Raw genomic sequence first — 24763 nt, 5'->3', positions numbered from 1 at the left:
TACCCTGGAGCCTGCCTATTGCGGGCGGTGTACCACTTTTGCGAGACCGCTTTCGCCCAGGCTGCGACTGATCGCCAGCCGTGACTGCTCGGCAATACGCGACAACAAGCCGCTCTTGTGGTGCACCGCTACGGTGAATACGTCACGCCCATCACGGGCGGCGATGAGCATCACGTCGTCGCTGGTCGCGACCTCGTCGACCAGCGCAAGATCGAGCGCCTGACTGCCATACCAGTGTTCGCCGGTGGCCACTCGGTTGATATCGAGCGACGGGCGATAGCGTGCGACGAAATGCTTGAACAGGCCATGTGTGTCTTCCAGCTCTTCGCGAAACTTGGCACGGCCTTCTTCGGTGTTTTCGCCGAACACGGTCAGCGTGCGCTTGTAGTCGCCTGCCGTGTGCATTTCGAAATCGATCTGCTTGTCTTTTAGAAGCCGATGAAAGTTGGGAATCTGGGCGACGACGCCGATGGAACCGATGATGGAAAACGGGGCAGCGACGACCCGCTCGCCAACGCAGGCCATCATGTAGCCACCACTGGCTGCGAGACGGTCGACACAGATGGTCAGGCGTACGCCGGCATCGCGCAGCCGTGCCAGCTGCGAAGCAGCCAGGCCGTAGCTGTGGACCATGCCGCCGGCAGATTCGAGGCGGATCATGACTTCGTCTTCGGGCTCGACGACCTGTAGCACCGCGGTGATTTCGTCACGCAGGGATTCCACCGCCGAGGCACGAATGTCACCGTCGAAATCAAGTACGAACAGGCGCGCCGGTTTGTGTCGCTTGCCGAGCTTTTCGGCCTTGCGGCGTTGCTTGTCTTCGACTTTCTTGCGCTTGGCGCGCGCCTTGCGCTCGCTGTCGTTGAGCAGCGTGGCGTTAAGCGTATCGGCCATACGCTCGAGCCGTTCGTTGACATGGGTAATCTTGAGCTGATCGCCATCCCGTTCGGCACGGGCCTGCGCGATCATGCTCAGAATCCAGCCGGCGACAAGACCGATTGCGATAACCACCGTCAGCGCCTTTGCGAGAAACAGGCCGTAGTTCACGGCGAAGTCGGCGATGAGCTCCATGGCGTCGATTATCCGTTGGTGAGACTGGCGGGGCGCGCACCCGGACGGTGCGCCTAGGGATCAGATCCAGCCCGAGAGTTCGCGTTTGATCAGTTGGGTAAACATGTCCACATGATCGTCGCGGTCATTAAGGGCAGGAATATAGCGCAGCGAGCCGCCGCCGGCTTCCTCGAAGTACTCGCGATTTTCTTCCTTGATCTCTTCGAGCGTTTCCAGACAGTCGGAAGAAAAGCCGGGGCACATCACATCCACACTCTTCATGCCGGCCGCGCCCCAGGCTTTCATGGTCTCGTCGAGATACGGCTGCAGCCAGGGTTCACGGCCGAAGCGCGACTGGAAACAGACCTTGTATTCGTTGCGGGACAGCCCGAGTTCCGAGGCAAGCAGCTGTGCGGTCACGCCGCAATCGCGCGGGTAGGGATCGCCGAGTTTTACATAGCGTTTCGGAATGCCGTGGAACGACATCACCAGCTTCTCGGCGCGCCCGTGTTCTGCCCAGTGTTCGCGTACGGAATTCGCCAGGGCTTCGATATACCCAGGCTCGTCGTGGTAGCGATTGATCTGACGCAATGCCGGCGGTTCCGGCCAGTCGGCGAGCACTTCGCCGATCTTGTCGAACGTGGTGGCCACCGTGGTGGCCGAATACTGCGGGTACGCGGGCAGCACCAGCACCTGCTTGCAGCCGGCGGCGTCCAGCTCGCGCAACCCGGTCTCGATAGAAGGGTTGCCATAACGCATGGCCAGCGCGACATGGACCGGGCGTTCGACCTCCCGATCCAGACGGGCCTGGATTTGTTCGGCCTGGCGGCGGGCGTAAACAAGCAATGGCGAGCCTTCTTCGGTCCAGACCGAGTGATAGCCTTCCGCCGAATTCTTGGGTCGGAACGTGAGGATGATGCCGTAGAGAATCGGCAGCCAGAGTGCCCGATTGAGATCGACCACTCGGCGATCGCTCAGAAATTCCGCCAGATAGCGACGAACCGCTTTAACAGAGGTGTCGTCTGGCGTGCCCAGATTTGTGAAAAGCACCCCGATAGGGCGCTGCGCGCGGCGGGAATCCATTATTTGCTCTCGCTATCGTGTCGCGGGATACGATACGTAGGGCCGATGATACGGGATGCAACCGATCGGACGCATCCCGTATCTGGGTTTACCGCCTATTTTAACGCTTACGTTTTATCGAAATACGCGCGTGTGAGCTTGAACACGACCGGTGCGAGCAGAACCAGCGCGATGAGGTTCGGAATCGCCATCAGGGCGTTCATGACGTCGGCCACGAGCCAGACGAAGTCCAGCTGCGCGATGGCGCCCACGAACACGGCGACGACCCACAGCAGGCGGTACGGCGTGATGATACGTGAGCCGAACAGGTACTCGGCAGTGCGTTCGCCGTAGTAGCTCCAGGCGAGCATGGTCGAGAACGCGAAGATCACCAGCCCGAAGCTCACGATCCAGCCGCCTGGGCCGGGCATGCCGGTGGTGAAGGCTTCGGCCGACAGCTGCGCGCCCGTCGTGCCGGAAGACCAGGCGCCGGTAGAGATGATCACCAGCGCTGTCATGGTGCAAACGATGATGGTATCGATGAACGTACCCAGCATCGCGACCACGCCCTGGCGGACCGGGCTGTCGGTGCGTGCGGCCGCATGGGCGATCGGTGCACTACCCAGACCCGCTTCGTTGGAGAAGATGCCGCGCGCCACGCCGAAACGGATCGCCATGATGATGCCCGCGCCAGCAAAGCCGCCGGTGGCCGCGGTGCCGGTAAAGGCATCGGAAAAGATCAGTGCGATTGCCCCCGGCACTTCGCCGGCATTAAGCACAAGAACGACGGCGGCGCCGATCACGTAGATGATCGCCATCACCGGCACAAGCTTGTCGGTGACACTCGCCAGGCGTTGCACGCCGCCGATGATCACGGCGAACACGCCGGCAGCCATGACCAGACCCGTCAGCCAGCGCGGGATGGACAGGGTTTCATCGAACACCTGCGAAACCGAGTTGGATTGCACGGTATTGCCGATACCGAACGCCGCGATCGTCGCGAACAGGGCAAAGGCGAAGGCCAACCATTTCCAGTTCGTGCCGAGTCCGTTGCGGATGTAGTACATCGGGCCACCCACGTAGGCGCCCTCGGCATTGGTTTCGCGATACTTCACTGCCAGCACGGCTTCGCCGTACTTGGTGGCCATGCCCACGATGGCCGTCACCCACATCCAGAAGATCGCACCGGGCCCACCCAAATGGATGGCGGTGGCCACACCGGCAATGTTGCCGGTACCGACCGTTGCCGCCAGAGCCGTGGCCAGGGCCTGGAAAGGTGTGATGTCGCCGGGCTCCGTGGTCTGTTTACGCCCGGCGAACATCATCGAAAAACCGTAGAACAGTTTGCGTTGCGGTATACCGCGCAAACCGACGGTCAAATAAATGCCGGTACCCAGCAGCAGTATCAGCATGACCGGGCCCCAGACCCAGCCGCTGAGCGTGCTCAGCGCGTTAGTAAGTGTTTCCATGATCAAATCCCCCTGAGTGGGCCGCGTTTACGGGCCCGGATGACATTATTCAAAAAAACCCTGAACCAGAATCCAGGCAATCCCCGCCGGCGCCAGGAAGCGCAGGACAAATAGCCACAAGCCCGCAAGCGGCAAGTGCTGTTCCGGATGCGATTTCAACGCCTCGACCGCACGCGGCCCCAACCGCCAGCCGACGAACAGCGCGATCAGCAACCCGCCGACCGGCATCATGACGTGCGCGGTTACGAAATCGGCGAAGTCCAGGAAGGTCATGCCGGCAATGGTGTTTTCTTTCCAGATGCCCTGCGACAGGGAAATCGGGATGGCTATGATGAAGATCACGATGCCCGTCCCTGCGGCCGCGGCGAAGCGGGACAAACCCTTGTCATCGACCAGATAACTCACCACCACTTCAAGCAGCGACACGGCCGAGGTCAACGCGGCGATCGCCAGCAGAATGAAGAATGCCAGTCCGAATATCTCGCCGGCCGGCATTTGCGCGAATACCGTCGGTAGGGTCATGAAGGTCAGCCCGGCGCCAGCACTGGGTTCCATGCCCGCCGAAAAAACCGCCGGCAGGATCACAAGCCCGGCGAGCAGGGCGACCAGGGTATCCAGGCCCACGACCAGCGATGCGTCGCGCGGCAGGTTCTGTTCACGCGACATATAAGAGCCGTAGGTCAGCATGGCCCCCATGCCGAGCGACAGGGAAAAGAATGCCTGGCTGATCGCGCCGCCCCAGGTGCTAGCGGTCACCCGACTCCAGTCAGGCATCAGATAGAAGTCCACGCCTTCACCGGCGCCCGGCAGGGTCACCGCGCGAATCGCGAGCACGATCAGCAGGACGAAAAGCAACGGCATCAGCCATTTGGATGCGCGCTCGATACCGGAGGCGACGCCGCCGAGCACTACGCCGACCATCAACACGGTAAAGATCGCGGCATAGACCAGCGGTTGTACCGGTGAAGCGATAAAGCTGGTGAAGATCTTCGTGCTCTGTTCGATGTCGACGCCGCCGAAGGTGTTTTCGCCCATGAACAGGATATAAGCCAGCGTCCAGCCGGCGACGACGATATAAAACGACAGGATGATGAAAGCGGTCAGCACGCCCATGGCGCCGACCGCGGGCCAGCCGCGCCCGCCGAGCGTGCGAAAGGCGCCGACCGGGTTGCTCTGGGCCATGCGCCCGATAAGGAGCTCGGCGATTACCAGAGATAGGCCGAAAAACACGACGCAACCCAGATAGATGATCAGGAATGCGCCACCGCCGTTCTCGCCGGCCATATACGGAAATTTCCAGACATTGCCGAGCCCGACCGCCGAGCCGGCCGACGCCATGATGAAGCCCAGCCGGCTGCCCCAATGTTCGCGCGCCACACTCATGGCCGTGGTGCTTGCCCGATAAATTCGATGATCGCGTACTTGTTTTCCATGCTTCCCCCTTGTTCGTGTCGCCGATTGATGGCCGCCACAGGACGCCTGAGTTCGCGCTATGTCAGCCTTGCACTATTCGTGCCGACTTATGTTCTCCCTGGATCGGCACCGGCGGTCAATCCTGCCACTTTTCTCGGCGCGCTGTCTTGTAGCCATTCGGCTAGGACAAGCGATTGGCACGCATAAAAAAAGACGGGCGATAACGCCCGTCTTTTTTAGCCTCTGAGCGCTCTGAAAGCGCTATTTCTAACGTTGAACGGCGTTACGGTTTTTCCAGAATCGCGGTCACGCCCTGGCCGCCTGCTGCGCAGATCGAGATCAGGCCCCGGCCACCGCCGTTTTCGTCGAGGATCTTGGCGAGGGTGGCCACGATGCGCGTACCGGTGGCTGCAAACGGATGCCCGAGGGCGACCGATGAGCCCTTGACGTTGAGCTTGCTCGTATCGATCGAACCCAACGGCGTGTCGCGACCGAGGCGTTCCTTGCAGTATTTCTTGGACTCCCACGCCTTGAGCGTGCACAACACCTGGGCAGCGAATGCCTCGTGGATTTCGTAGAAGTCGAAATCCTGCAAGGTCAGGCCGGCTGCGTCGAGCATATCGGCCACGGCATAGGTCGGTGACATGAGCAGGCCTTCGCCGCCATCGACGAAATCGACCGCTGCGGTGCGCGAGTAGGGCGTAAAGAACGCCTGCACCGGCAGGTTATTGGCCTCGGCATATTCCTCGCTACACAGGAAGACCGACGATGCGCCATCGGTCAGCGGCGTGGAGTTCGCCGCCGTGAGGGTGCCGTTTTCCTTGTCGAAGGCCGGCTTGAGCTTGGCCAACTGTTCGACGCTGGTGTCCGGACGCATGTTGTTGTCGCGTTCGACGCCGAGGTAGGGAAAGACCAGATCGTCGTAGAAGCCGTCGACATAAGCCTGGGCGGCGGCCTTGTGACTGGCGACGGCCAATTCATCCTGTGCCTTGCGCGAAATCTTCCATTCCTTGGCCATGAGCTCACAGTGCTCGCCCATGGACAGGCCGGTACGCGGCTCGGATACGCCAGGGAAGTTCGGCACGAGATGACGCGGGCGCAGCTTGGCCAGCAGTTTGGCGCGCTCGCCGCCCGTCTTGGCGCGATTCACATCGAGCAGAATCTTGCGCAGGTCTTCGTTGATCGCGATCGGTGCGTCGGAGGTGGTATCCACACCGCCGGCGATACCGCAATCGATCTGGCCCATGGCGATCTTGTTGGCGATGAGCAGGGTAGCTTCAAGACTGGTGCCGCAGGCCTGCTGCACATCGAACGCCGGCGTGTGGGGATCGAGATCCGTACCGAGCACTGCTTCACGCGTCAGGTTGAAGTCACGCGCGTGCTTGAGCACTGCGCCCCCGGCGACTTCGCCGATCTGTTTGCCGGCCAGCTTGTATTTTTCCGACAGTGCCTTGAACGATGCGGTGAGCAGGTCCTGATTGGATTGGTGCGAGTACTTGGTGTTCGAGCGGCAGAACGGAATACGGGCGCCGCCGACGATGGCGACCCGGCGTGGCATGTTCTCGGCCATTGATCCCTCCAGTTTCGCCGGCGTCATGCCGGCGCGGTTGATTGACTGCTCCAAGATAATTGTTGCAGTGCAAAGTGACAAGAAACCCTTTCAAATCCATTGCGCGTCAGAGCCTTTTATGACGCCTCACCGATAAAAAAAACGCCATGCGCTCTTGAAAGGCTGAGCCAAGGCCGCATCAATGGCGATGATTGAGATCGTCAATGGTGACGTTCTCTCCCGGCGGCCAGATGGCACGTCGGCAAGACGTTTTGATCAACAACCAACGTTTCGAGGAGAAGGGTGGCATGAATATCCGTCCTTTACATGACCGTGTCGTCATCAAGCGGCTCGAGGAAGAGCAGAAGACGGCCGGGGGTATCGTCATTCCCGATACGGCGGCCGAAAAGCCCCAGCGTGGCGAAGTCGTCGCGGTTGGCAATGGCAAGCCGCTTGATAATGGCGAGACGCGCAAGCCTGAAGTCAAGGTCGGCGATAAAGTCATGTTCGGCAAGTTCTCGGGCACCGAAATCAAGGTCGACGGTGACGAAGTCGTCGTAATGCGCGAAGACGACATCCTGGCGGTGCTGGGTTAATACCCGCGTCGCTTACGTTCACCGTTTACGAACACAGTATTTAGGGGAAGCTAGCAATGGCAGCTAAAGAAGTACGTTTTGGCGAAGACGCACGCTCGCGTCTGGTACGCGGCGTTAACACGCTCGCGAACGCCGTCAAGGTGACGCTGGGCCCGAAGGGCCGCAACGTTGTCCTCGACAAGAGCTTCGGCGCGCCGACGATCACCAAGGACGGTGTCTCGGTCGCCAAGGAAATCGAACTGGACGACAAGTTCGAGAACATGGGCGTTCAGATGGTCAAGGAAGTTGCTTCCAAGACCTCCGACATCGCCGGTGATGGCACCACCACCGCTACGGTTCTGGCCCAGGCCATCGTGCGCGAAGGCGTGAAGGCTGTTTCCGCGGGCATGAACCCGATGGATCTCAAGCGCGGTATCGACAAAGCGGTCGATGCAGCCGTGGTCGAACTGGCCAATCTGTCCAAGCCCTGCGACGACGAAAAAGCCATCGCTCAGGTCGGTTCGATCTCGGCCAACTCCGATGAAGACATCGGCAAGATCATCGCCGATGCGATGAACAAGGTCGGCAAGGAAGGCGTGATCACCGTCGAAGAAGGCTCCGGCCTTTCGAACGAGCTGGACGTCGTCGAAGGCATGCAGTTCGATCGTGGCTACCTCTCGCCGTACTTCGTCACCGATAACCAGACGATGCAGGCCGAGCTGGATAACCCGTATATCCTTCTCCACGACAAGAAGATCTCCAACATCCGCGACATGTTGCCGCTGCTGGAGAACGTCGCGAAGGCCAACCGTCCGTTGATGATCATCTCCGAAGACGTCGAGGGCGAAGCCCTGGCGACGCTGGTGGTCAACAACATGCGTGGCATCGTCAAGGTTGCCGCTGTCAAGGCGCCTGGCTTCGGCGATCGTCGCAAGGCGATGCTGGAAGACATGGCCGTGCTCACCGGCGGTACCGTGATCTCGGAAGATCTCGGCATGAGCCTCGAGAAAGCCACGCTGGATGATCTGGGCGAAGCCAAGAAGGTGCAGATCTCGAAAGAGAACACCACCATCATCGACGGCGCCGGCCCGAACAGCGATATCGAAGCCCGCATCAAGCAGATCCGTGCGCAGATCGAGGAAAGCTCCTCGGACTACGACAAGGAGAAGCTGCAGGAACGCGTGGCCAAGCTCGCCGGCGGTGTGGCACTGATCAAGGTCGGTGCGGCTACCGAAGTCGAGATGAAAGAGAAGAAGGCCCGTGTCGAAGACGCCCTGCACGCAACCCGTGCGGCCGTCGAAGAAGGCATCGTGCCTGGCGGCGGCGTGGCCCTGCTGCGCACGCTCAAGGCGATCGAAAACGCCAAGGGCGACAATGACGATCAGGACGCGGGTATCCGTATTCTGCGTCGTGCGGTCGAAGAGCCGCTGCGCCAGATCGTTCACAACAGCGGTGCCGAGCCGTCTGTCGTGGTCAACGAAGTGCTTTCCAAGGAAGGCAACTACGGCTACAACGCCGCCACCGGCGAATACGGTGACATGGTCGCCATGGGTATTCTCGACCCGACCAAGGTCAGCCGTACCGCGCTGCAGAACGCCGCTTCCATCGCCAGCCTCATGCTGACGACCGAAGCCGCCGTCACCGACGTCCCTGACGACGATGACAAGGGCGGTGCCCCCGATATGGGTGGCATGGGTGGCATGGGCGGAATGGGCGGCATGATGTAAATCGTGCGGTCCACGTCCGGGATGCCTATCCCAGCGTGAATAGAGCCCCGCCTCGTGCGGGGCTTTTTTATGGGCGATTCGGGCTTCACAAGGCGATTCTGGACGAGCTTATATTCGTTTACCGGCCGATACGGTATCAAGCGCAGTAACGCGGGGCAGACGTCCGGTGCGAGCAGATGCTGCACGATAGTTAGCGCTTTCCGCCCGCGTCGATTGATTCATTTGCGGTTGTGGCCAATATATACTCAGGGATGGCACAACCGAACAACAGCGCTACCATGCGCGATGTCGACGACCGATTCGGAGTGTTCTGAGTGCCTCAAACCAAAATCGATGCGCGTGTGCGCTGCTGGAGCCGCTTTCTAGACACCTGGTGCGAACAGAATCCGGAACGCTTCGAGGCGCTATGGCAGCAAGGGCGGTTCGACCGCGATAATGCTGAAGTGATCGCCGAGGCGCCGCAACCGTCGTCTCCCGATTCATTCGACGCCGCGCTCCGCGCATATCGAAACGAAAGCATGGCGATAATCGCCTGGCGGGACCTGGCAGGTGTCGACGAGCTGGAGACCACGCTTTCGGCGTTGAGTACGCTCGCTGACCGCTGTATCGAGGCGGCACTCGACGCGGCCGAGCAGGCGATGCAGGAACGTCACGGTGTGCTGCGCGATGCCAAAGGTAACGCGCAGCGCCTGATCGTGATCGGCATGGGCAAACTCGGTGGGCGCGAGCTCAACTTCTCGTCGGATATCGACTTGATCTTCGGCTATCGCGCGCGTGGCGAGTCCGATGGCGACAAGCCACTGGATGCCGAGGGGTATACCAAGCGCGTCGCACGTCGTCTGGTGCAGACACTCAGTGAATCCACCGCCGACGGCTTTGTCTACCGAGTGGACACGCGCTTGCGTCCTTTCGGCGATTCCGGCGCGCTGACTGCCAGTATCGCTGCAATGGAGAGCTATTATCAGTCGCACGGACGCGAATGGGAGCGCTACGCCTGGGTCAAGGCACGCCCTGTGGCCGGGGATATCGAAGGGGGGCGGCGCCTTATAGAGTGTCTACGGCCGTTCGTGTATCGACGCTACCTGGATTATGGAACCTTCGAGTCGATTCGCGACATGAAGGCGCTCATCGACCGCCAGGTGGTACGCGCCGAGCTTCAGGACAACATCAAGCTCGGTATCGGCGGCATTCGCGAGATCGAATTCATCGTGCAGGCGTTTCAGCTGATCCGGGGCGGTCAGGAGCCGTCACTGCAGGATACGCGGCTGCTGCCGACATTGGCCCGCCTGGCGAGCGGTGGGCATCTGCCGTCACATACGGCAGAGGAGCTGGAAACCGCGTATCGGTTCCTGCGCCGCGCGGAAAACCGTTTGCAGATGGCGAATGATCGCCAGACCCACGACTTGCCCGACGACGGCGCCGCGCAACAGGCGCTCGCCGAATCCATGGGGTATGAAAACTGGGCTGCCTTCAGTCGAGCCATGCAGGATACCCGTGAAGGGGTACACCAGGCTTTCGAGCAGGTATTCGTCTCGCCGCAGGCCGATGACAGTACGCCGGATCAGGATACCCAGCGCTTGAGCGCATTCTGGGACGGCGAACTGGATGAAACCCAGGCAAAGGACCTGTTGGCCGAGTACGGCATCGAGGACGTGTCGGGTGTGCGTGAAGCGCTGGCCGACATCCAGGGGCAAAGCCTCTACCGTGGCCTGGAGGACCGGGGGCGGCGCTGGATTGCACGCCTGATTCCGTTGTTGTTTGGCGCGGCAGCACGTGCCGACAGTCCGGACCGTGCGATCACCCGCACGATCAGCGTACTGTCAGCCATTGTGGGGCGCAGCACCTATATGGCGCTGCTGGTCGAGCATCCGGCCGCGCTATCCACGTTAATGCGTTTGTGCTCGGCCAGCGAATGGATCACCAGCCGTATCCGTGCTCAACCGGCCTTGCTGGACAGCCTGCTGGATCCGCGTCAGCTATACCGGCCGCCGCGCCGTGCCGAACTGGCCAAGGATCTGGCAGCGGACCTGGCCGGCATCGATGCCGACGATCTCGAACTGCGCATGGACACCCTGCGTCGTTTCAAGCAAAGCGCGACGTTGCGAATTGCCGCTGCGGATGTGAGCAACTCGATGCCGTTGATGATCGTATCCGATCACCTCACCGAACTCGCCGAGCTGGTGCTTGATGCCGCGCTCGACATGGCCTGGCATCAAATGACACAGCGTTATGGCACGCCGCGTGCCGACAACGGTGAGCGCGCGCCATTCGCGATTATCGCCTACGGCAAGTTGGGTGGTCTGGAGCTTGGGTACACCTCGGATCTGGATCTCGTGTTCGTCTACAGCGGCAAGACCGAGGCGATGACTGATGGCGAGCGTGCCCTGAGTCATCAGGCCTTTTTCACCCGCCTTGCCCAGCGGCTGATTCATGTTCTCAGTACTCAAACTGCCGCGGGTCGCGTATATGAAATAGACATGCGCCTGCGCCCCAGCGGCAAGGCGGGGATGATGGTGACCCATATCGATGCGTTCGAGCGCTATCAACGCGAAAATGCATGGACCTGGGAACACCAAGCCCTGGTCCGCGCGCGGCCGGTCAGTGGCGACGCCGCTCTGGGGGAGCGTTTTGCCGAAATCCGTCGCGCCGTGTTGGCTACACCGCGTGATACCGGCGCACTTGCCCGGGAAGTGTGCGAAATGCGCGATCGCATGCGCCGCGTCAAGGATGAAACCCAGGACGACTGGCTCGATGTAAAACAGATGCCGGGCGGGCTGATCGATATCGAATTCATCGCTCAATTCGTCGCACTCGCACACGGTACGAATTGCCCCGAGCTATTGATCTTTACCGACGCGATTCGTGTGCTGGAAACATACGAGTCCGCGGGGCGGGCGGGCTATGAAGACATCAAGACGCTAACGTCAGCGTATCGACGCTATCGGCGCATTATCCATGCGCAGTCTCTGCAACGTCAGCGCGCCATGATCGGGGCCGATGAATACGCAAAACAGCGCCGTGCAGTCGCTGACATATGGCAGGCGTGGATCGGCGACGCGCGAAAAAAGAGCTGAGCGCGACTCAACGCTGCCACACACGGGTGTGCAGTTCGGAATTGAACTGGGCGATACGGCTGGCCAGTTCCAGATCGCGCGACAGATAGACCAGTTCAGCCCCGCGCTTGTTGATGGCGTCGACGGCGGCGCGGTCGGTGTTGTTCGCGGTGACAAGCAGATACTTCACGGCGTCGGCCTGAGCCCGTGCCTCGAAACGCGCGATCAGGCGCGACATGTGTTCGATTCGCTGGCGCCGACGCTGCTCTGTGAATACATAGTACGTACTGTTTATGAAACAGATACATACCCGTGCCAGATCGATGTCGGGCAGGCCGTCGCGCATCAGGTCGTATTCGCTGATGCCGGGTGTCATTTCATAGAACGCGTCGAACAGGTTGCTGCCGAAACGTCGATCAGCGGCTTCGCGTGCCCGATCGAAGTCGATGCCCAGCGAGCGAATATGCGGATGGGCGTCCTTGAGCGCCTTGGTGAAGGTACCCACACCGCTGCCGTAATCCACAATCCAGTCGATATTCGCCCAGTCGATATATTTGTCGGTGACTTCGATCAGGCGCGCATAGGATTCATAGTGCGTCTGCGAACCCAGATCCCAGGGATCTTCGACCAGGTCATAGAGAATGCGGCACTCGTCCCGCGTGATGTTCTCGTTGTTTTCGTAGGCGCGGATGATTTGCTCGCTGGAGCGCGGCGCGGGTGTTGGCTTGGCAGGCTTTCTGAATAGACTCATACCGTTTGAAGCTCGATTGTGGAAAGTGGGCTGATGCGAAGCTCAAGTCGCGTCAGTCCGGTCGCGCCAAGCCGCCGCGTACGCGCAAGCGTGTTTTCATATGCCTTTTCATGAACGGAACTATCGCAGATCGTAATTCCGAGCGCATGAATTCAGCCGCTACGCGTAACCAGCCACTGTTTCGTGCCGCCTTGCGACAGGCGAAGATCCAGCATGAGACGAGCATGTCCGACAATGCCGGCTCGGGATAGATGCGATATTGCGCATTCGCCGCACGTAGTTCGCTGAGCCAGGCATTGCACCAGCGCAGGTAGTGAATATCGAGGGGGGCGCCGGTGTGTTCGAGTACAGGCTTGCGGCCGTAGCGCTTGAACACGCATTCATGGCGAATCAGGTCTTGCTGATCGTAGGTGATGCCAAGCCTTGCGAGCTGCCGGCCGTAGATATCGAAATCGACGTGTTGCTGTGCATGGAGTTGATTGACCGATACCTGCTCGGCGTGGCGTCGATAGCATGTCAATGGTTCTGCAAGATTGGCGAACCTGCAGGTGGTGATCATGCGTGCCCAGAGTTCGTAATCTTCTGCGAGCGCAATGTCCGTGTCGTAGCGATAGCTTGAGAGCGCGTAGCGACGCACCATCATCGCCGGTTGTGCGAGCGAGCATTCAAACAGCATCCGGCAAGCCACGTGGTCTGGTTCGAGTGGCAACGAATAGATCTGATCGTCGAGCCGATTGCCTTGCTCGTCTATCAATGCCATCCAGCTGCCAACCCCGGTTATTTCAGGGTGGCTGTCGAGATAGGCGAGCTGCTGCTCGAGACGGCTCGACTCGCAGCGGTCGTCTGCGTCCAGGAATGCAATATATTCGCCGCGTGCAAGATCGATTCCGTGATTGCGACTGGCAGCCCTGCCGATATTCCGGATGTGCGTGATTGCGCACACACGCGGGTCGCCGGTATGCGCACAGACCCGGTTCGATGTGTCGTCGGTGGATGCGTCATCGATAATCAACAGCTCGAAATCATGAAAGGTCTGCGCGAGTACGCTTTCGATGGCCTCGTCGATATAGCGGCCGGCTTGAAAAGCCGCAATAAGCACCGTCACGCGAGGTGCGCCCGTCGCATGCGGGCAGTCGTTGGAAGCGGTTCGCATAGGCCAGGGCATGGGCTTCGACAGAACACGGATGATAACGTTTTCGGCCGCTCCATCGACGCGCTCAACGCGCGGCATCGCTTCCAGTACAATCCGGGTACCGGCGTACTACGCCGATCGTCTCGCGGTGTTGCGAGAACGCATTGCTCTCTGGGACATGCCACTTACCCAGGAGGCTGCCTGACCCTATTCGATTGCTTGTATGTCGAACGATTCCAACCCTGTATCCGGTTTCGATGTCACGGTGGTCGTGGCAAGTCACAATCGTGCGCAGTCGCTCGCGACAACGCTCGAATGCCTTTGTCGACAGCATGTGACGGGCGCGCGTTGGCGGGTTCTGGCGGTCGACAATGCCAGTACCGATGAAACCCCCACAGTACTCGAGCGCTTCGCGGCGGACACGCGATTTGAATTGAAAGCACTGAGCGAGCCGAGACCGGGCAAGCCTCGGGCGCTCAATCGCGCGGTCGACCAGATCGAGGCGGGACTCGTCGTCTTTATCGACGACGACGTCAATCTGGGCGTGCACTGGCTGCAATCCTATATCGATGCCGCAGCGCGCTGGCCCGATCACGCGATCTTCGGCGGGCCGATCATCCCCGTATTCCCGCCGGATGCACCGGCCTGGGTTCAGGACCAGCGCTATGTTCGCCAGAGCCCCATGTTTGCCTATTACGAGGCGCGTGAAGATGAAGGGCTGACGACACGCGTACCGTTGGGCCCGAACATGATGATCCGGCGCAGCGCGATTGGCGCGCACCGTTTCGATGAACGTCTCGGCCCCGGTGGCACGCATCGCCTGATGGGCGATGAAACCGAATTTGAGTATCGCCTGGCGCGATTGGGGTATCACCCGTATGTCTATGTGCCGGCCGCACGTGCCGAGCACCGCGTGCGACCCGAACAACTGACCGTGAAAGCAGTCTGGGCGCGCGCCTATCTGTGGGGGCGCAGCATGGCGCTCACCCATGGGCGCAGTTCGCGTGGTGTCTATCTCTACGGTGTGCCGCTGCGCTATTGGTCCGGAGCGGCCCGGGCCTGGCTGCGCTACGCACCGTTTGCCTTCGGGCCGCGCCATTTCCGGCTCAAGTACGGCTGGCAATGGCAGGTGCGGGCGGGTCGTTTGCGCGGCTATCTGGATAGCCGGGACTCGAAAGAGGAGTCGCGCCAATGACTGGCCGCGGTCTGGCGCGCGATTCTGTCGAACAGATCCGGCTTTCCGACGCGGGTGCGTGCCGCCCGTGAAAACGAACGCCATCGCCGGTGCCGCATCGACAATCGATGCTGAGCTTGTGAACGAGAGGCCGGGTCGCTTGATCTACCGGCTCAATCTGAATGTGGTTGGCGGCGCGGAAGTGTCGTTCGCGCAATACGCGGGCTACCGGCGCGCATGCCATGGCGACGATACGGTGATCGTGGATGATCCAATCCATCCTCGTTTCGAGGCCGTGATCGCGCCGCCGTTTCGCACTGTCTCACGCCGAACCCTACGGCACTGGCATGGGGTTCGTTTGCCGCGATCCGCACGCGCCTTGCGCGCGCGTAATGCGGTGAGGCAGCTGGTGCGGGGTGGTGAGTCCGCTCTGGTGGGGTGGAACAGTATCGGCAATCGCGATATTGCAGACATCGCCGATCGGGCGGGGTTGCCGTTGATCCACTATGAGCATGGCCAGGCGTGGCGGCAACAACGTCGCCATGCGCGAAATTATCTTGCCCGTGCCTGTGGCGTGATCAGCAATAGTTTCGCCGCCGAACGTATGTTGGCGCTGCGCTGGGGGTGGCAAGGGCCGACGAAGCGGGTCTATTGTGCGATCGACGGCATTCTGGACGCTGGGGCGGCCCGTGTGGCATTGCCGAGGGACCGACCGCTGCGCCTGGGCAGTGCGGGGCGGACGGTCGAGGTGAAAGGGCACCTGATTGCACTGCATGTACTCAAGACCCTGCGCGATGTCCATGGCGTCGATGCGCAGCTCACGATCGCGGGCACCGGCGAGCGCGAGACGGCGCTACGCGAGACGGCCCGTACGCTGGGGTTGGCCCCCGTGGTGCGGTTTGCCGGTTCAGTCGACGATATGGGCGCGTTTTACGACGCGATCGATCTGCTGCTCGTTGCCTCATTGCGAGAGCCCTTTGGTCGTACCAGCATCGAGGCCCAGGCCCGGGGCTGCCCGGTCGTGGCAACGGCCGTCGACGGTTTGCCGGAAACACTGCCGGCCACCCAGCAGGCAGAGAGCCTGGTTACGCCGGAATGGTCGCTGGCGGAATACGCCAACGAGCTGGGCGGTCAGTCCGACATCGGCGTGCCCTGGGTCTACGATCCGCAAACCGATGAATTGGTTCATCCGCGCGCCCCAACGCCGACGCGTTTCGCTGCGGCGGTGATGCAATTGATTTGCAGTGATGCCGCATATCATCGCGCAAGCCAGTGCGGGTTGAGCCATGTGGGTGCGCGCTTCTCGGTTGACGACTACGGGCCGGCGCTCGATCAGGCGATCCTGCGTTTGACCACCGATGGGGTGTGATCGCTGCGCCGCGCGAAAACGCCGGTATTACAAACGTTTCTGAACGAAGGGAATTGGCGGATGCGGATATTGCACCGGATCAATCTCGATGTGCCGGCCGGGGTGGAATACCAGTTCTGTGCACTGATTGGCCACGCTGCGGTGCAGGCCGCTTTCGACCACGACCTGGTTTACGGCAGTCGCCTGCATCCGGATCTCGCGCCGTATGTCGAGCCGTTCGTGGATAGCGCGGTATCGTTCAAACGGGCTGGCTGGCTTCGTTTGCCGCGTCGCCCGACGGCACTGCGTCAATACGCGTTGGCGTCGCGAATCAAACGGCTGCGCTCCGATGTGGTTCTGTCCTGGAGCGGTTTCGCGCGCACCGGGGTTGCTCGGGCCGCGCGCGCAAGCGCTACGCCGCTGGTCTATCGCGAGGGCGGGGGCTGCTGGTTTGAACATCCGCCACAAGCCGCAGCCGAGTTCATACGATCAATAAGCGGTGCGATCTGCAATACCCATGCGTCCATGCGCATGCTGCAGCTCAAGTGGGGTTATGACGGGCCGGCACGGGTGTGTCTGGGCGGTATTCGCCCCGAGGTGATGGCGGCTGCCGATGCGGCGGAGGTGACTGTACGCAGCCTGGCGAATCGCGAGCGTGTGCGTATTGGTGTGGCTGCACGTCTGGCCTCGGAAAAAGGGGTCTGTCTGGCCATCCATGCATTGCGTCATCTGCGCGCGGGCGGCATGGATTGCGAGCTGCATATTGCCGGCGACGGCCCGGATCGTGCCGTGCTTGAAGCGCTGGCAACGACACTCGACGTGCGTGACCATCTGCGGTTTCTGGGGCGTGTATCGGATATGCCGGCGTTCTATCGTGGTATCGATGTGCTCTTGCATCCCGCCCTGCAGGAGCCATTGGGCAACGTCACGATCGAAGCCCAGGCCTTTGGCGTGCCGGTGGTGGCAACGCGTGTCGACGGTATGGCCGAAACCGTTCGTCATGGCGAGACCGGGCGGCTGGTGGTTGCCAGCGAGCCCTATGCGAAATACCCGGATCTGGGCGGGACACGCTCGAGCATGCAATCGACCCAGGTGTACGATCCGGACAGCAACGCCTTGCGCCCGGCGGCGTTTGCGCGGCCCGAAACGCTTGCCGACGCCGTTACGAGTATTGTCGGCGATGCGCAGGTCTATGCGCATACATCGCAGGCCGCCGCCGCGCACGCGCGCGCAACCTTTTCGTTCGAGCGTCATATAGCCAGTGTTATTGACGCACTCGGGCAATTCGGCGAGCAGCGCGCGCATTCAGCATAGGCGTTCAGTCACCGCAGCTGGGCTTGGCTTGAGCATTCGAGTGGCGCACTCGCGCCTATGCGCTCGGGGCGATGGCGATCGACGAACTCAGCGGTCGAAAAAGTCCGCCAACCAGGACTGGAACATCAATACGCACCAGAGCTGGTTGCTCCAGTCGTGGCTCGCGCCGAGATGCTGGCGCCAGAGGCGGCGCACATAGGCCGTATCGAAATAGCCCTCGCGATCCAGGCGGCTCGGATCGAGCATTGCTTCGCTCCATTCCCGCAGGGGGCCGCGCAGCCATTGCGCGAGCGGCACCTCGAAGCCGTGTTTCGGTCGTTCGACGGTTTCTCGGGGCAGATAGCGATATAACAGCTGACGCGAGAGCCATTTGGCCTTGCCATCGCGATACTGCTGGGCGACCGGCAGGCCCAGGGCGAATGTCGCGAGTTCGGTATCAAGAAACGGGGCCCGCGTTTCCAGGCTCGCGGCCATCGCGGCCCGGTCGACCTTTGTCATGATGTCGTCGGGCAGGTAGCACTGGGCGTCCGTGGCCTGAATCCAGCGCTGTGGATCCTGTCGTGCGATGGCGGGGTCGTGACGCAGAAAGGCCGTTGCAGCGTCTTGCCCCCCGAGGACGAGCTGCTGGGGATCCTTCCAGATGCTGACGCTATCGCGGTAGAAACGCGGCAGATCTTGCCCGGCGCGTTTGATCGCCTGTTGACGTGTATATTTCGCACTTTTTCGCGGCTGTATCTTCGATTTGAGTCCCAGCCACCGTGCTTGAATTCCGTGCAGGGCCGGGGCTGTCTGTTCATGGCTTTGCCAGTGGCGACCGATATCGTGATACCGGTCATAGCCGGCCATCAGTTCGTCACCACCGTCGCCCGACAGGGCTACGGTGACTTGTCGTCTGGCCATCTGCGACAACAGCACCGCCGGAATCTGTGCCGGGTCCGCAAACGGCTCGTCGTAGATTTCAGCCAAGCGGGGCACGACGGCAAGCAGATCGTCATCGCTCACGGTCAGTTCGTGATGTTCGGTGCCGAGGATGTCGGCGGTCGCACGCGCCTGGGCCGCTTCGTTGAGGGTCGGGTCATCGAAGCCGATGGTGAACGTCTGAATGCGATGGGCCGTATGCGCCTGCATCAGCGACACGATCAGGGAAGAATCGATACCGCCCGATAGAAACGCGCCCACGGGTACGTCGGCGACCATCCGTTTGGCGATTGAGGCGGATAAAAGACGATCGAGCGTGTCGATGGCCTCGTTGTCCGCGAGCGGCTCGGCGCTCGCCTGTGCGAGCGTATCGATATCGAAATATTGTCTGGGCTCTGCGGGTTCGAGTTGGTCGGTTATCCGCAGATAACTGCCTTGAGGCAGTTTACGATAGTGCTTGAAGATACTGTGCGGGCAGGGAATATAGGACAGGCGGATCATTTCGGTTAGCGCGCTGCGATCGATTGTGTCGACGAATCGATCATGGCGTGCGAGCGCCTTGAGCTCGGAACCGAATAATAGGGTGCCGTCGTGCAGTCCGTAGTAGAGCGGTTTCTCGCCAAAGCGATCGCGAGCCAGATACAAAGCGCTATCGCGCCGATCCCAGACCGCGATCGCGAACATGCCTTCGAACAGGGGCAGAGCGTCTTCAACGCCCCATTCCATGAACGCGGCCAGCATGACCTCGGTATCGGAGCGGCTGGTGAATACGTGCCCCTGCGCCTGAAGGGTGTCGCGCAGGCTGAGGAAGTTGTAAATCTCGCCGTTGAACACGAGGACATAGCGTTCGTCTGCAGAAATCATGGGCTGAGCGCCCAGAGACGACGTATCCATGATCGCCAGGCGACGGTGGCCGAGCGCCACCTGGCCACTTGTGCGATCAACCCAGCTGCCGCAATCGTCCGGGCCCCGATGCACAAGCGCATCGCGCATCCGATCGAGGTTGTCAGCTAGGGAGCCGACATCGGGCTGGCGCTGGAGAATACCGGTTATGCCGCACATCGTGCGTATTGTCAGGCGCACGGGCGGTGTTGTCGACAACGCTGATATGACGGTTACCCAGTGTTCGCCTCGCCTGGGTAGCGATAGGATGAGTGCTCGCGAGGGCCGCACACCTTGTACGCTACGGCGCAGCGCCGTTATCGACCGCGCCCGGCAGGGATGACTTGAAGCGGCTTGGTGGCAACCACAGCCTGAGCAACCGCGCGGACCATACGAAACGCATGTCTTACAACCGAGTCGTTATCGACACGGCGCAGCGAAACAGGCACAAGACACGGATGAATACGCCTTCTTCGGCACCTGGCCACGTAGCCGTCTATTGCCCCGATCTCGGCGGTGGGGTAGCCCATATCGCGCTGGCGCAGATCGACATATTGCAGGCGGCCGGCCATACAGTCGATTTGCTGCTACATCGCGACGTCGGTGAGTACCGAGCGCAAGTACCCGCAGATGTCCGGATCCTCACGCTGGAAAGCGCGGATAGCGAGTCAATCGGCCAGTATATGCGACGCGCGCTAAGCGGACATCCGATGATGCGCATCCGGGCGCGCTACATCTCGCCGAATCGGCTGACCGATCTGGAATTTTTGCCAGCATTGGTCGACTATCTTGAAACGCGACAACCTGTTCTGTTGTTGGCCAACGTCTGGAATACGGTGCTGGTCGCGGCTTGTGCGTGCGCGGCAGTCCAGCGATCACCACGCTTGATTGGTCTGTTTCATGGCACCTTTTTCGCCGAGGCCGCACAGCGGCGTTCGGCACGCAAGCATCCCTGGCGCTGGCGCCATTTCTATGCGTTCTGTCGCCACTTCTATTCACAAGCCGATGCGCTCGCAAGCGTTTCCGACGGCGTGGGGCAAGACCTCGTTCGTATTGTCGGCGTGGCGCACCCGCAGGTTGAGACGTTATCGAACCCGGTGGTTTCGCCGAGATTGGCTGCGCGTGCTGCCGAGCCCGTGACCCATGCCTGGCTGCAATCCGATGCGCCACCGCTCATAGTCGCGGTGGGGCGCCTGAGCCCCGAGAAGAATCATGCCTTGCTACTGCATGCTTTCGCGCGCTTGCGTGCTAGCCGACCCGATGTGCGCTTGGCGATTCTTGGCGAAGGCAGTGAGCGGACACACCTGGAAAGCCTTCGCGACGAACTCGGACTCACCGAATGCGTGCTGATGCCCGGTTGGGTTGATAATCCCCATGCCTGGATGGCGCGGGCGACAATGGTTGCGTTGTCGTCTAACTGGGAAGGCTTGGGTAATGTGCTGATCGAAGCACTGGCCTGTGGTGTTCCGGTCGTCGCCACCGATTGCCCTCATGGCCCGCGCGAAGTTCTCGATCACGGGCGCTACGGGCGGCTCGTTCCGGTTAACGATGTAGACGCCTTCGCATCAGCTATAGAGCAAACACTCGACGCCGACCGCAATAGCGATTTGTTGATTGCTCGGGCTCAGCATTATTCGGTAGCGGCTGCGACACAGCGTTACCGCGCGCTCGTGCAACGGGTGCTGGCGGGCAGTCTATGACCTGCCCGGGTGGCGCCAGCAGGTATCGCTACGTATATTGCACACCGATGCGTAGGGCGCCGATGTCTTTGAATATCGACGCCGATTGGCGCGCAATAACGGAATGATTGATGGCACGTATTCGCTCGCGTTATCGCCGCGTTTTCTATGGCCACGGCGTAGCCGACCCTCTCTCGGCCCCCGAGGTCAGCTCCGACCGGGTGACCTATGTGCATCCGGCCGATCTGGACGAGTTTCTGCGGCGCCATTCGCACCAGGCCAACATCACCTTCGATGACGGCTATGCCGACAACCTGACGGTGGCACTGCCCATCCTCGAGCGCTATGCCACGCCTGCGACCGTTTTCGTGACGACCGGCTTTATCGACCGTAGTCAGCCGCTCCTGTCGCGTATTGCGGCGGCGGTTGCACGCCATGATGACTGGAGTCGGCCGTCGGTAGCGCCTTGGCTGCGTGCCATTGCCCGCGACGAGCGCAAGGCCGCATTCGCCGAGCTGCGTGGCGTATTGAAGAAGATGACCAACCATGAGCGCTTCGAGCATCAGCAAGCGATCATGGCGGACTATGGCCTGGACGCGGCCGAATTGACGTCAGACTATCTGACGCTGGATCAGCTGCGCGAGCTCGATGCCCACCCACTGATTACCATTGGTGCGCATACGGTTAGCCACCCGGATTTACGCCACGTGACGGATGCCGAGTTGCGCGAAGAACTCGTCACCGGCCGGGATCGACTCGAAGACTGGCTCGGACACCGTGTGACGACGCTGGCCTATCCCTTTGGCGATACCGACGCGCGCGTGCGCCGTGCCGCTGCCGCGGCGGGCTACAAACGTGCGTACGTCACCACCAACCACGGCTGGCGCAGCGAAGTGCCTGTTCTGCGTAGGCTCGATTGGCCACGACGCGATCTGGCCTGGGAAGTATTTCGTATGCGCGAGCGCGACCGAAAGCGCACCCAGCGCCAGGCGTAGCCAACTCAGCCCGACACGCTACCGGCCAGGCGGTTTATCTCGATTTCGTAGGCATCGATCGCGCGCTCGAGCGAGAAATCCGACGCACGAGCGTACAGATGGTCCGGAGCAGGCGGATTTGCCAGTGTCTGTGCCATGGCCGCGGCCAGGGCCGTGCTATCGCCGACCGGTACGAGTTGGCCGTACTCGCCGTCCACCAGAATCTCTCGTGTGCCGCCGGGGCAGTCCGTAGCTACCACGGGACAGCCACAGGCCATGGCTTCGATCAGCGTATTGGGAAGGCCTTCGAATTCGGACGGTAGAACACACAGAGCGCTAGCGGCCATCCAGGCGTAGGGATTGTCTGCCCAGCCCGGCAAGCGGACAGACGATTCCAGTCCGTTCTCTGCAATTTGGCGGGTGAGATTCTCGCGTTCAGGACCTTCGCCGAGAATGACGAGACGCGCTTTCTGTCCCTGATCGAGTAGTTGGGCGAACGCATCGATTAATACATGTTGCGCCTTTTCAGGCGCGAGCCGTCCTGCCGTTACGATCAGCGGTACGGTTCGATCGTTCACCCATGGATCATTCAGGGGCTCCGCTGCACGTTCGGTCAATTCGGGGCGCAGGACAGGGTTGTACATTGTACGCACGGCGTCTCGCGGCAGGTTCAGAATATCCGCCAGATCCGCAGCAGCACCGTTCGAGACCGCGAAGAGCTGGTCCGTAGCGGGGTAGAGCCTGCGCATGAGCGTCAGGCGGTGCTGCATGACCGCGTGCGTGCGGGCGTCCGTACGCGACGCCGCGTAATTTCGCGAGAAGATGCTGCGCTCAATGACAACCGTGGCAACGCGGTGTCGCGAAATGCCGGCGGCCCACTGTGCAAGCAACGGTGCCCGGTCGTGTGCGCTGATAATGACGTCAGGGTGCTGCGCTTCCATGTAATCGACGAGTGCGATCAGACGGTGCAGCGGTATGGAGCGTTCCCCGAGGCCGATGGAGCCACGAAAATGGCGTAATGCTTCGCTCGGCCAGCCCGTGATGAAACGCGGATAACCGCTCCATCGCGAACGCCGCTTGAGTTCATGTACAGGAATACTCTCGGGTACGCGCTCGAGGTAGGCGCCGACCTTGCGTTCGAGCAACAGCTCGACCCGGTGGCCGCGCTCGACCAGCCCCTTCATCAGCAATAGCGTGGTGTGTTCCTGACCACCCGCCGGGAAGGTGGGGAGAAAGAAGGCAATACGGCGCTTGATGTCTGACATGCGTTTACAGGGCGCCCGGCATGGGGCCGAATTCGGTGTGCGAGAAGGGCATTTTGAAGACAAAAACGCGCAGGGGCCACGCCCGGGTACGCATGAGAGCGCCGATCACCCTGCATATGGCACAATTGCGCGCTGGAAAAGCGACGTGGCCACGCTGGACGGTGGGTTTTCAACCCGAGAGCTGGACGTCACGACAATGGCAACTTGATCCGTATGGGCATTCGCATCGGACTAATTTTTAACCGTTATCGTAGTGATGGCGGTACCGAGCGTATTACGTCCAGCGTGTTCGATGCGCTTGCCGAGGATAACGTCGAGTGGGTTGTGCTGACACGGCGCTGGGGCGGCGTTCTACCGCCCAATGTGCGCGTTATCGAATGCCGCCCGTTTGCGATCGGCCGGCGTTGGCGGTTGCGGTCGTTCATACGGTCACTGGAGCGCCATTTGCGAACGCTCTCTGTGGACTTCGTTCAGTCCCAGGTTCATTTGCCGCAGGTCGATATCTTTCGTGCCGACGGTGGTGTTCACGCTGAATGGCTTACCCAGCGTCGACGTGCCGCTGCGCCACTTGCGCGATGGTGGCGTCGTTTTGGCGGCTATCATCGCGATAAGCTGCGTATGGAGGAGCAGATGTATGCCAGCGCTCGACTCAAAGCTGTGATCTGCAACTCGCAAATGGTTCTTGAGGATATCGAACGCCGTTTTCCCGATTGTCGCGCGAAATTGCGCGTGATCGAAAACGGCATCGACGTCGCACATTTCAAACGCGACGCGCGGGCACAAGAGATTGGGCGGCAAACACGCGCGCAGCTCGGTATTTCCGCCAATGCCCCAGTTTTTCTATGCGTGGGCTCCGGGTTCGAACGCAAGGGCGTTAAAACCGCCATAGCTGCCTTGGCAAAAATGCCGCCACAGGCGCACCTCATTATCGTAGGACGCGACAGCCGAACAGCACACTATCGCCGAGCGGCCCGTAGGCATCGCGTCGAGGATCGAACGCACTTTATGGGCTCGCGTGATGACGTTCGACCCTATTTCTGGGCTGCGGACGCCCTGGTGCATCCGGCACTCTATGAGGCATTCGGCATCGTCATTGCCGAAGCCATGGCGTCGGGCATACCGGTCATCGCGTCTACGCGTACCGGGGCCGCGCGCGCGATGGTTAGGGGGGGCGAAACCGGCCAGTTGTTCGACTCGCTCGATGTGAACGGATTTGCCAGGGCTATGCGGGCTATCGCAGAGCGCGACGTTGACGCGTGCTTAAAAAGCCGTATGGCATGCGAAGCGGTCGCGCAGGATTACTCGGTTGAGCGTATGCGCCGTGAATTACTCGAATTCTACGATGGCTTCCGCTGACCGTCGGCGTTCGCTGAAACCGCCCGAGCGATGGTGTGCCGGTCATCTCCTGCGGCAGGCCGCGCCATGGGG

18 protein-coding genes are annotated in these 24763 nt (G+C 61.0%); 9 read left to right on the top strand and 9 right to left on the bottom strand.

Features of this window, described 5'->3' with window-relative positions; genetic code table 11:
- Positions 1–15: 15 nt before the first annotated feature.
- From sohB to SSPSH_RS13035, 5 genes are all read right to left on the bottom strand, one after another.
- A complete protein-coding gene (gene sohB, locus SSPSH_RS13055; protein WP_006913565.1) occupies positions 16–1071 on the bottom strand; it encodes a protease SohB in 1056 nt (351 codons plus the stop codon).
- A 60-nt stretch (positions 1072–1131) separates the two neighbouring features.
- Positions 1132–2133, bottom strand: a complete 1002-nt coding sequence (gene hemH / locus SSPSH_RS13050; RefSeq protein ID WP_006913564.1) for a ferrochelatase — start codon at positions 2131–2133, stop codon at positions 1132–1134.
- A gap of 107 nt (positions 2134–2240) precedes the next feature.
- The gene (locus SSPSH_RS13045; RefSeq protein ID WP_021031778.1) at positions 2241–3581 is read right to left on the bottom strand and encodes an alanine/glycine:cation symporter family protein; all 1341 of its coding nucleotides are present in this window, start codon (positions 3579–3581) and stop codon (positions 2241–2243) included.
- A gap of 45 nt (positions 3582–3626) precedes the next feature.
- Positions 3627–4964, bottom strand: coding sequence for a sodium-dependent transporter (locus tag SSPSH_RS13040; RefSeq protein ID WP_006913562.1), 1338 nt, complete (start codon positions 4962–4964; stop codon positions 3627–3629).
- A 313-nt stretch (positions 4965–5277) separates the two neighbouring features.
- Complete coding sequence (locus tag SSPSH_RS13035) at positions 5278–6564, bottom strand: acetyl-CoA C-acetyltransferase (protein WP_006913561.1); 1287 nt, start codon at positions 6562–6564, stop codon at positions 5278–5280.
- Positions 6565–6851: 287 nt separating this feature from the next.
- Here SSPSH_RS13035 and groES point away from each other — a divergent pair, with 287 nt between their 5' ends.
- The 3 genes from groES (at position 6852) to glnE (ending at position 11919) form a co-directional block, all read left to right on the top strand.
- The gene (gene groES / locus SSPSH_RS13030) at positions 6852–7139 is read left to right on the top strand and encodes a co-chaperone GroES (RefSeq protein ID WP_006913560.1); all 288 of its coding nucleotides are present in this window, start codon (positions 6852–6854) and stop codon (positions 7137–7139) included.
- A 56-nt stretch (positions 7140–7195) separates the two neighbouring features.
- The gene (groL, locus tag SSPSH_RS13025; RefSeq protein WP_006913559.1) at positions 7196–8845 is read left to right on the top strand and encodes a chaperonin GroEL; all 1650 of its coding nucleotides are present in this window, start codon (positions 7196–7198) and stop codon (positions 8843–8845) included.
- 314 nt (positions 8846–9159) lie between these two features.
- Entirely contained in the window at positions 9160–11919 is a 2760-nt protein-coding gene (gene glnE, locus SSPSH_RS13020; protein ID WP_006913558.1) for a bifunctional [glutamate--ammonia ligase]-adenylyl-L-tyrosine phosphorylase/[glutamate--ammonia-ligase] adenylyltransferase, read from the top strand.
- A 7-nt stretch (positions 11920–11926) separates the two neighbouring features.
- On the opposite strand, the gene SSPSH_RS13015 is transcribed toward glnE, so the two are convergent.
- A complete protein-coding gene (locus SSPSH_RS13015; protein WP_006913557.1) occupies positions 11927–12649 on the bottom strand; it encodes a class I SAM-dependent methyltransferase in 723 nt (240 codons plus the stop codon).
- 52 nt (positions 12650–12701) lie between these two features.
- Positions 12702–13802 carry a glycosyltransferase family 2 protein gene (locus SSPSH_RS13010; RefSeq protein ID WP_161627837.1) on the bottom strand — a complete coding sequence of 367 codons (1101 nt, stop codon included), beginning with the start codon at positions 13800–13802 and terminating at the stop codon, positions 12702–12704.
- A gap of 202 nt (positions 13803–14004) precedes the next feature.
- On the opposite strand from SSPSH_RS13010, the gene SSPSH_RS13005 reads away from it, so the two are divergent.
- From SSPSH_RS13005 to SSPSH_RS18040, 3 genes are all read left to right on the top strand, one after another.
- Positions 14005–14976, top strand: a complete 972-nt coding sequence (locus SSPSH_RS13005; protein WP_006913555.1) for a glycosyltransferase family 2 protein — start codon at positions 14005–14007, stop codon at positions 14974–14976.
- Positions 14977–15094: 118 nt separating this feature from the next.
- Positions 15095–16324, top strand: coding sequence for a glycosyltransferase (locus tag SSPSH_RS18045; RefSeq protein ID WP_161627836.1), 1230 nt, complete (start codon positions 15095–15097; stop codon positions 16322–16324).
- A 60-nt stretch (positions 16325–16384) separates the two neighbouring features.
- Positions 16385–17617 (top strand): glycosyltransferase, encoded by a 1233-nt coding sequence (locus SSPSH_RS18040; protein ID WP_006913553.1) that lies wholly within the window; start codon positions 16385–16387, stop codon positions 17615–17617.
- An 87-nt stretch (positions 17618–17704) separates the two neighbouring features.
- Here SSPSH_RS18040 and asnB read toward each other — a convergent pair whose 3' ends face one another.
- Positions 17705–19597 (bottom strand): asparagine synthase (glutamine-hydrolyzing), encoded by a 1893-nt coding sequence (gene asnB, locus SSPSH_RS12990; RefSeq protein WP_006913552.1) that lies wholly within the window; start codon positions 19595–19597, stop codon positions 17705–17707.
- Between the two features lie 278 nt (positions 19598–19875).
- Between asnB and SSPSH_RS12985 the strand changes: the two genes are divergently transcribed.
- Both SSPSH_RS12985 and SSPSH_RS12980 read left to right on the top strand, forming a co-directional pair.
- The gene (locus tag SSPSH_RS12985; RefSeq protein ID WP_006913551.1) at positions 19876–21117 is read left to right on the top strand and encodes a glycosyltransferase; all 1242 of its coding nucleotides are present in this window, start codon (positions 19876–19878) and stop codon (positions 21115–21117) included.
- 110 nt (positions 21118–21227) lie between these two features.
- Positions 21228–22091, top strand: coding sequence for a polysaccharide deacetylase family protein (locus SSPSH_RS12980; protein ID WP_006913550.1), 864 nt, complete (start codon positions 21228–21230; stop codon positions 22089–22091).
- Between the two features lie 5 nt (positions 22092–22096).
- On the opposite strand, the gene SSPSH_RS12975 is transcribed toward SSPSH_RS12980, so the two are convergent.
- Positions 22097–23335, bottom strand: a complete 1239-nt coding sequence (locus SSPSH_RS12975) for a glycosyltransferase (protein ID WP_006913549.1) — start codon at positions 23333–23335, stop codon at positions 22097–22099.
- Between the two features lie 213 nt (positions 23336–23548).
- Here SSPSH_RS12975 and SSPSH_RS12970 point away from each other — a divergent pair, with 213 nt between their 5' ends.
- Positions 23549–24691: a glycosyltransferase family 4 protein gene (locus tag SSPSH_RS12970; RefSeq protein ID WP_006913548.1), complete on the top strand. Its 1143-nt coding sequence runs from the start codon at positions 23549–23551 to the stop codon at positions 24689–24691.
- Positions 24692–24763 lie beyond the last annotated feature (72 nt).

This window comes from Salinisphaera shabanensis E1L3A (genome assembly GCF_000215955.2).
GTDB classification, from domain to species: Bacteria; Pseudomonadota; Gammaproteobacteria; order Nevskiales; family Salinisphaeraceae; genus Salinisphaera; species Salinisphaera shabanensis.
Note: the sequence above shows the minus strand (reverse complement) of the source record. Positions and strands in the feature narration are given on the sequence as shown.

Bases quoted from the DNA above. Each gene is read 5' to 3' on its own strand.
- SSPSH_RS13010 (WP_161627837.1), bottom strand. From the start codon at position 13,802: ATGCGAACCGCTTCCAACGACTGCCCGCATGCGACGGGCGCACCTCGC.
- asnB (WP_006913552.1), bottom strand. From the start codon at position 19,597: ATGTGCGGCATAACCGGTATTCTCCAGCGCCAGCCCGATGTCGGCTCC.
- SSPSH_RS12970 (WP_006913548.1), top strand. From the start codon at position 23,549: ATGGGCATTCGCATCGGACTAATTTTTAACCGTTATCGTAGTGATGGC.
- SSPSH_RS13040 (WP_006913562.1), bottom strand. From the start codon at position 4,964: ATGAGTGTGGCGCGCGAACATTGGGGCAGCCGGCTGGGCTTCATCATG.
- SSPSH_RS12985 (WP_006913551.1), top strand. From the start codon at position 19,876: ATGAATACGCCTTCTTCGGCACCTGGCCACGTAGCCGTCTATTGCCCC.
- SSPSH_RS13045 (WP_021031778.1), bottom strand. From the start codon at position 3,581: ATGGAAACACTTACTAACGCGCTGAGCACGCTCAGCGGCTGGGTCTGG.
- SSPSH_RS12975 (WP_006913549.1), bottom strand. From the start codon at position 23,335: ATGTCAGACATCAAGCGCCGTATTGCCTTCTTTCTCCCCACCTTCCCG.
- hemH (WP_006913564.1), bottom strand. From the start codon at position 2,133: ATGGATTCCCGCCGCGCGCAGCGCCCTATCGGGGTGCTTTTCACAAAT.
- groL (WP_006913559.1), top strand. From the start codon at position 7,196: ATGGCAGCTAAAGAAGTACGTTTTGGCGAAGACGCACGCTCGCGTCTG.
- SSPSH_RS18040 (WP_006913553.1), top strand. From the start codon at position 16,385: ATGCGGATATTGCACCGGATCAATCTCGATGTGCCGGCCGGGGTGGAA.
- groES (WP_006913560.1), top strand. From the start codon at position 6,852: ATGAATATCCGTCCTTTACATGACCGTGTCGTCATCAAGCGGCTCGAG.
- SSPSH_RS13015 (WP_006913557.1), bottom strand. From the start codon at position 12,649: ATGAGTCTATTCAGAAAGCCTGCCAAGCCAACACCCGCGCCGCGCTCC.
- SSPSH_RS12980 (WP_006913550.1), top strand. From the start codon at position 21,228: ATGGCACGTATTCGCTCGCGTTATCGCCGCGTTTTCTATGGCCACGGC.
- sohB (WP_006913565.1), bottom strand. From the start codon at position 1,071: ATGGAGCTCATCGCCGACTTCGCCGTGAACTACGGCCTGTTTCTCGCA.
- SSPSH_RS13035 (WP_006913561.1), bottom strand. From the start codon at position 6,564: ATGGCCGAGAACATGCCACGCCGGGTCGCCATCGTCGGCGGCGCCCGT.
- SSPSH_RS13005 (WP_006913555.1), top strand. From the start codon at position 14,005: ATGTCGAACGATTCCAACCCTGTATCCGGTTTCGATGTCACGGTGGTC.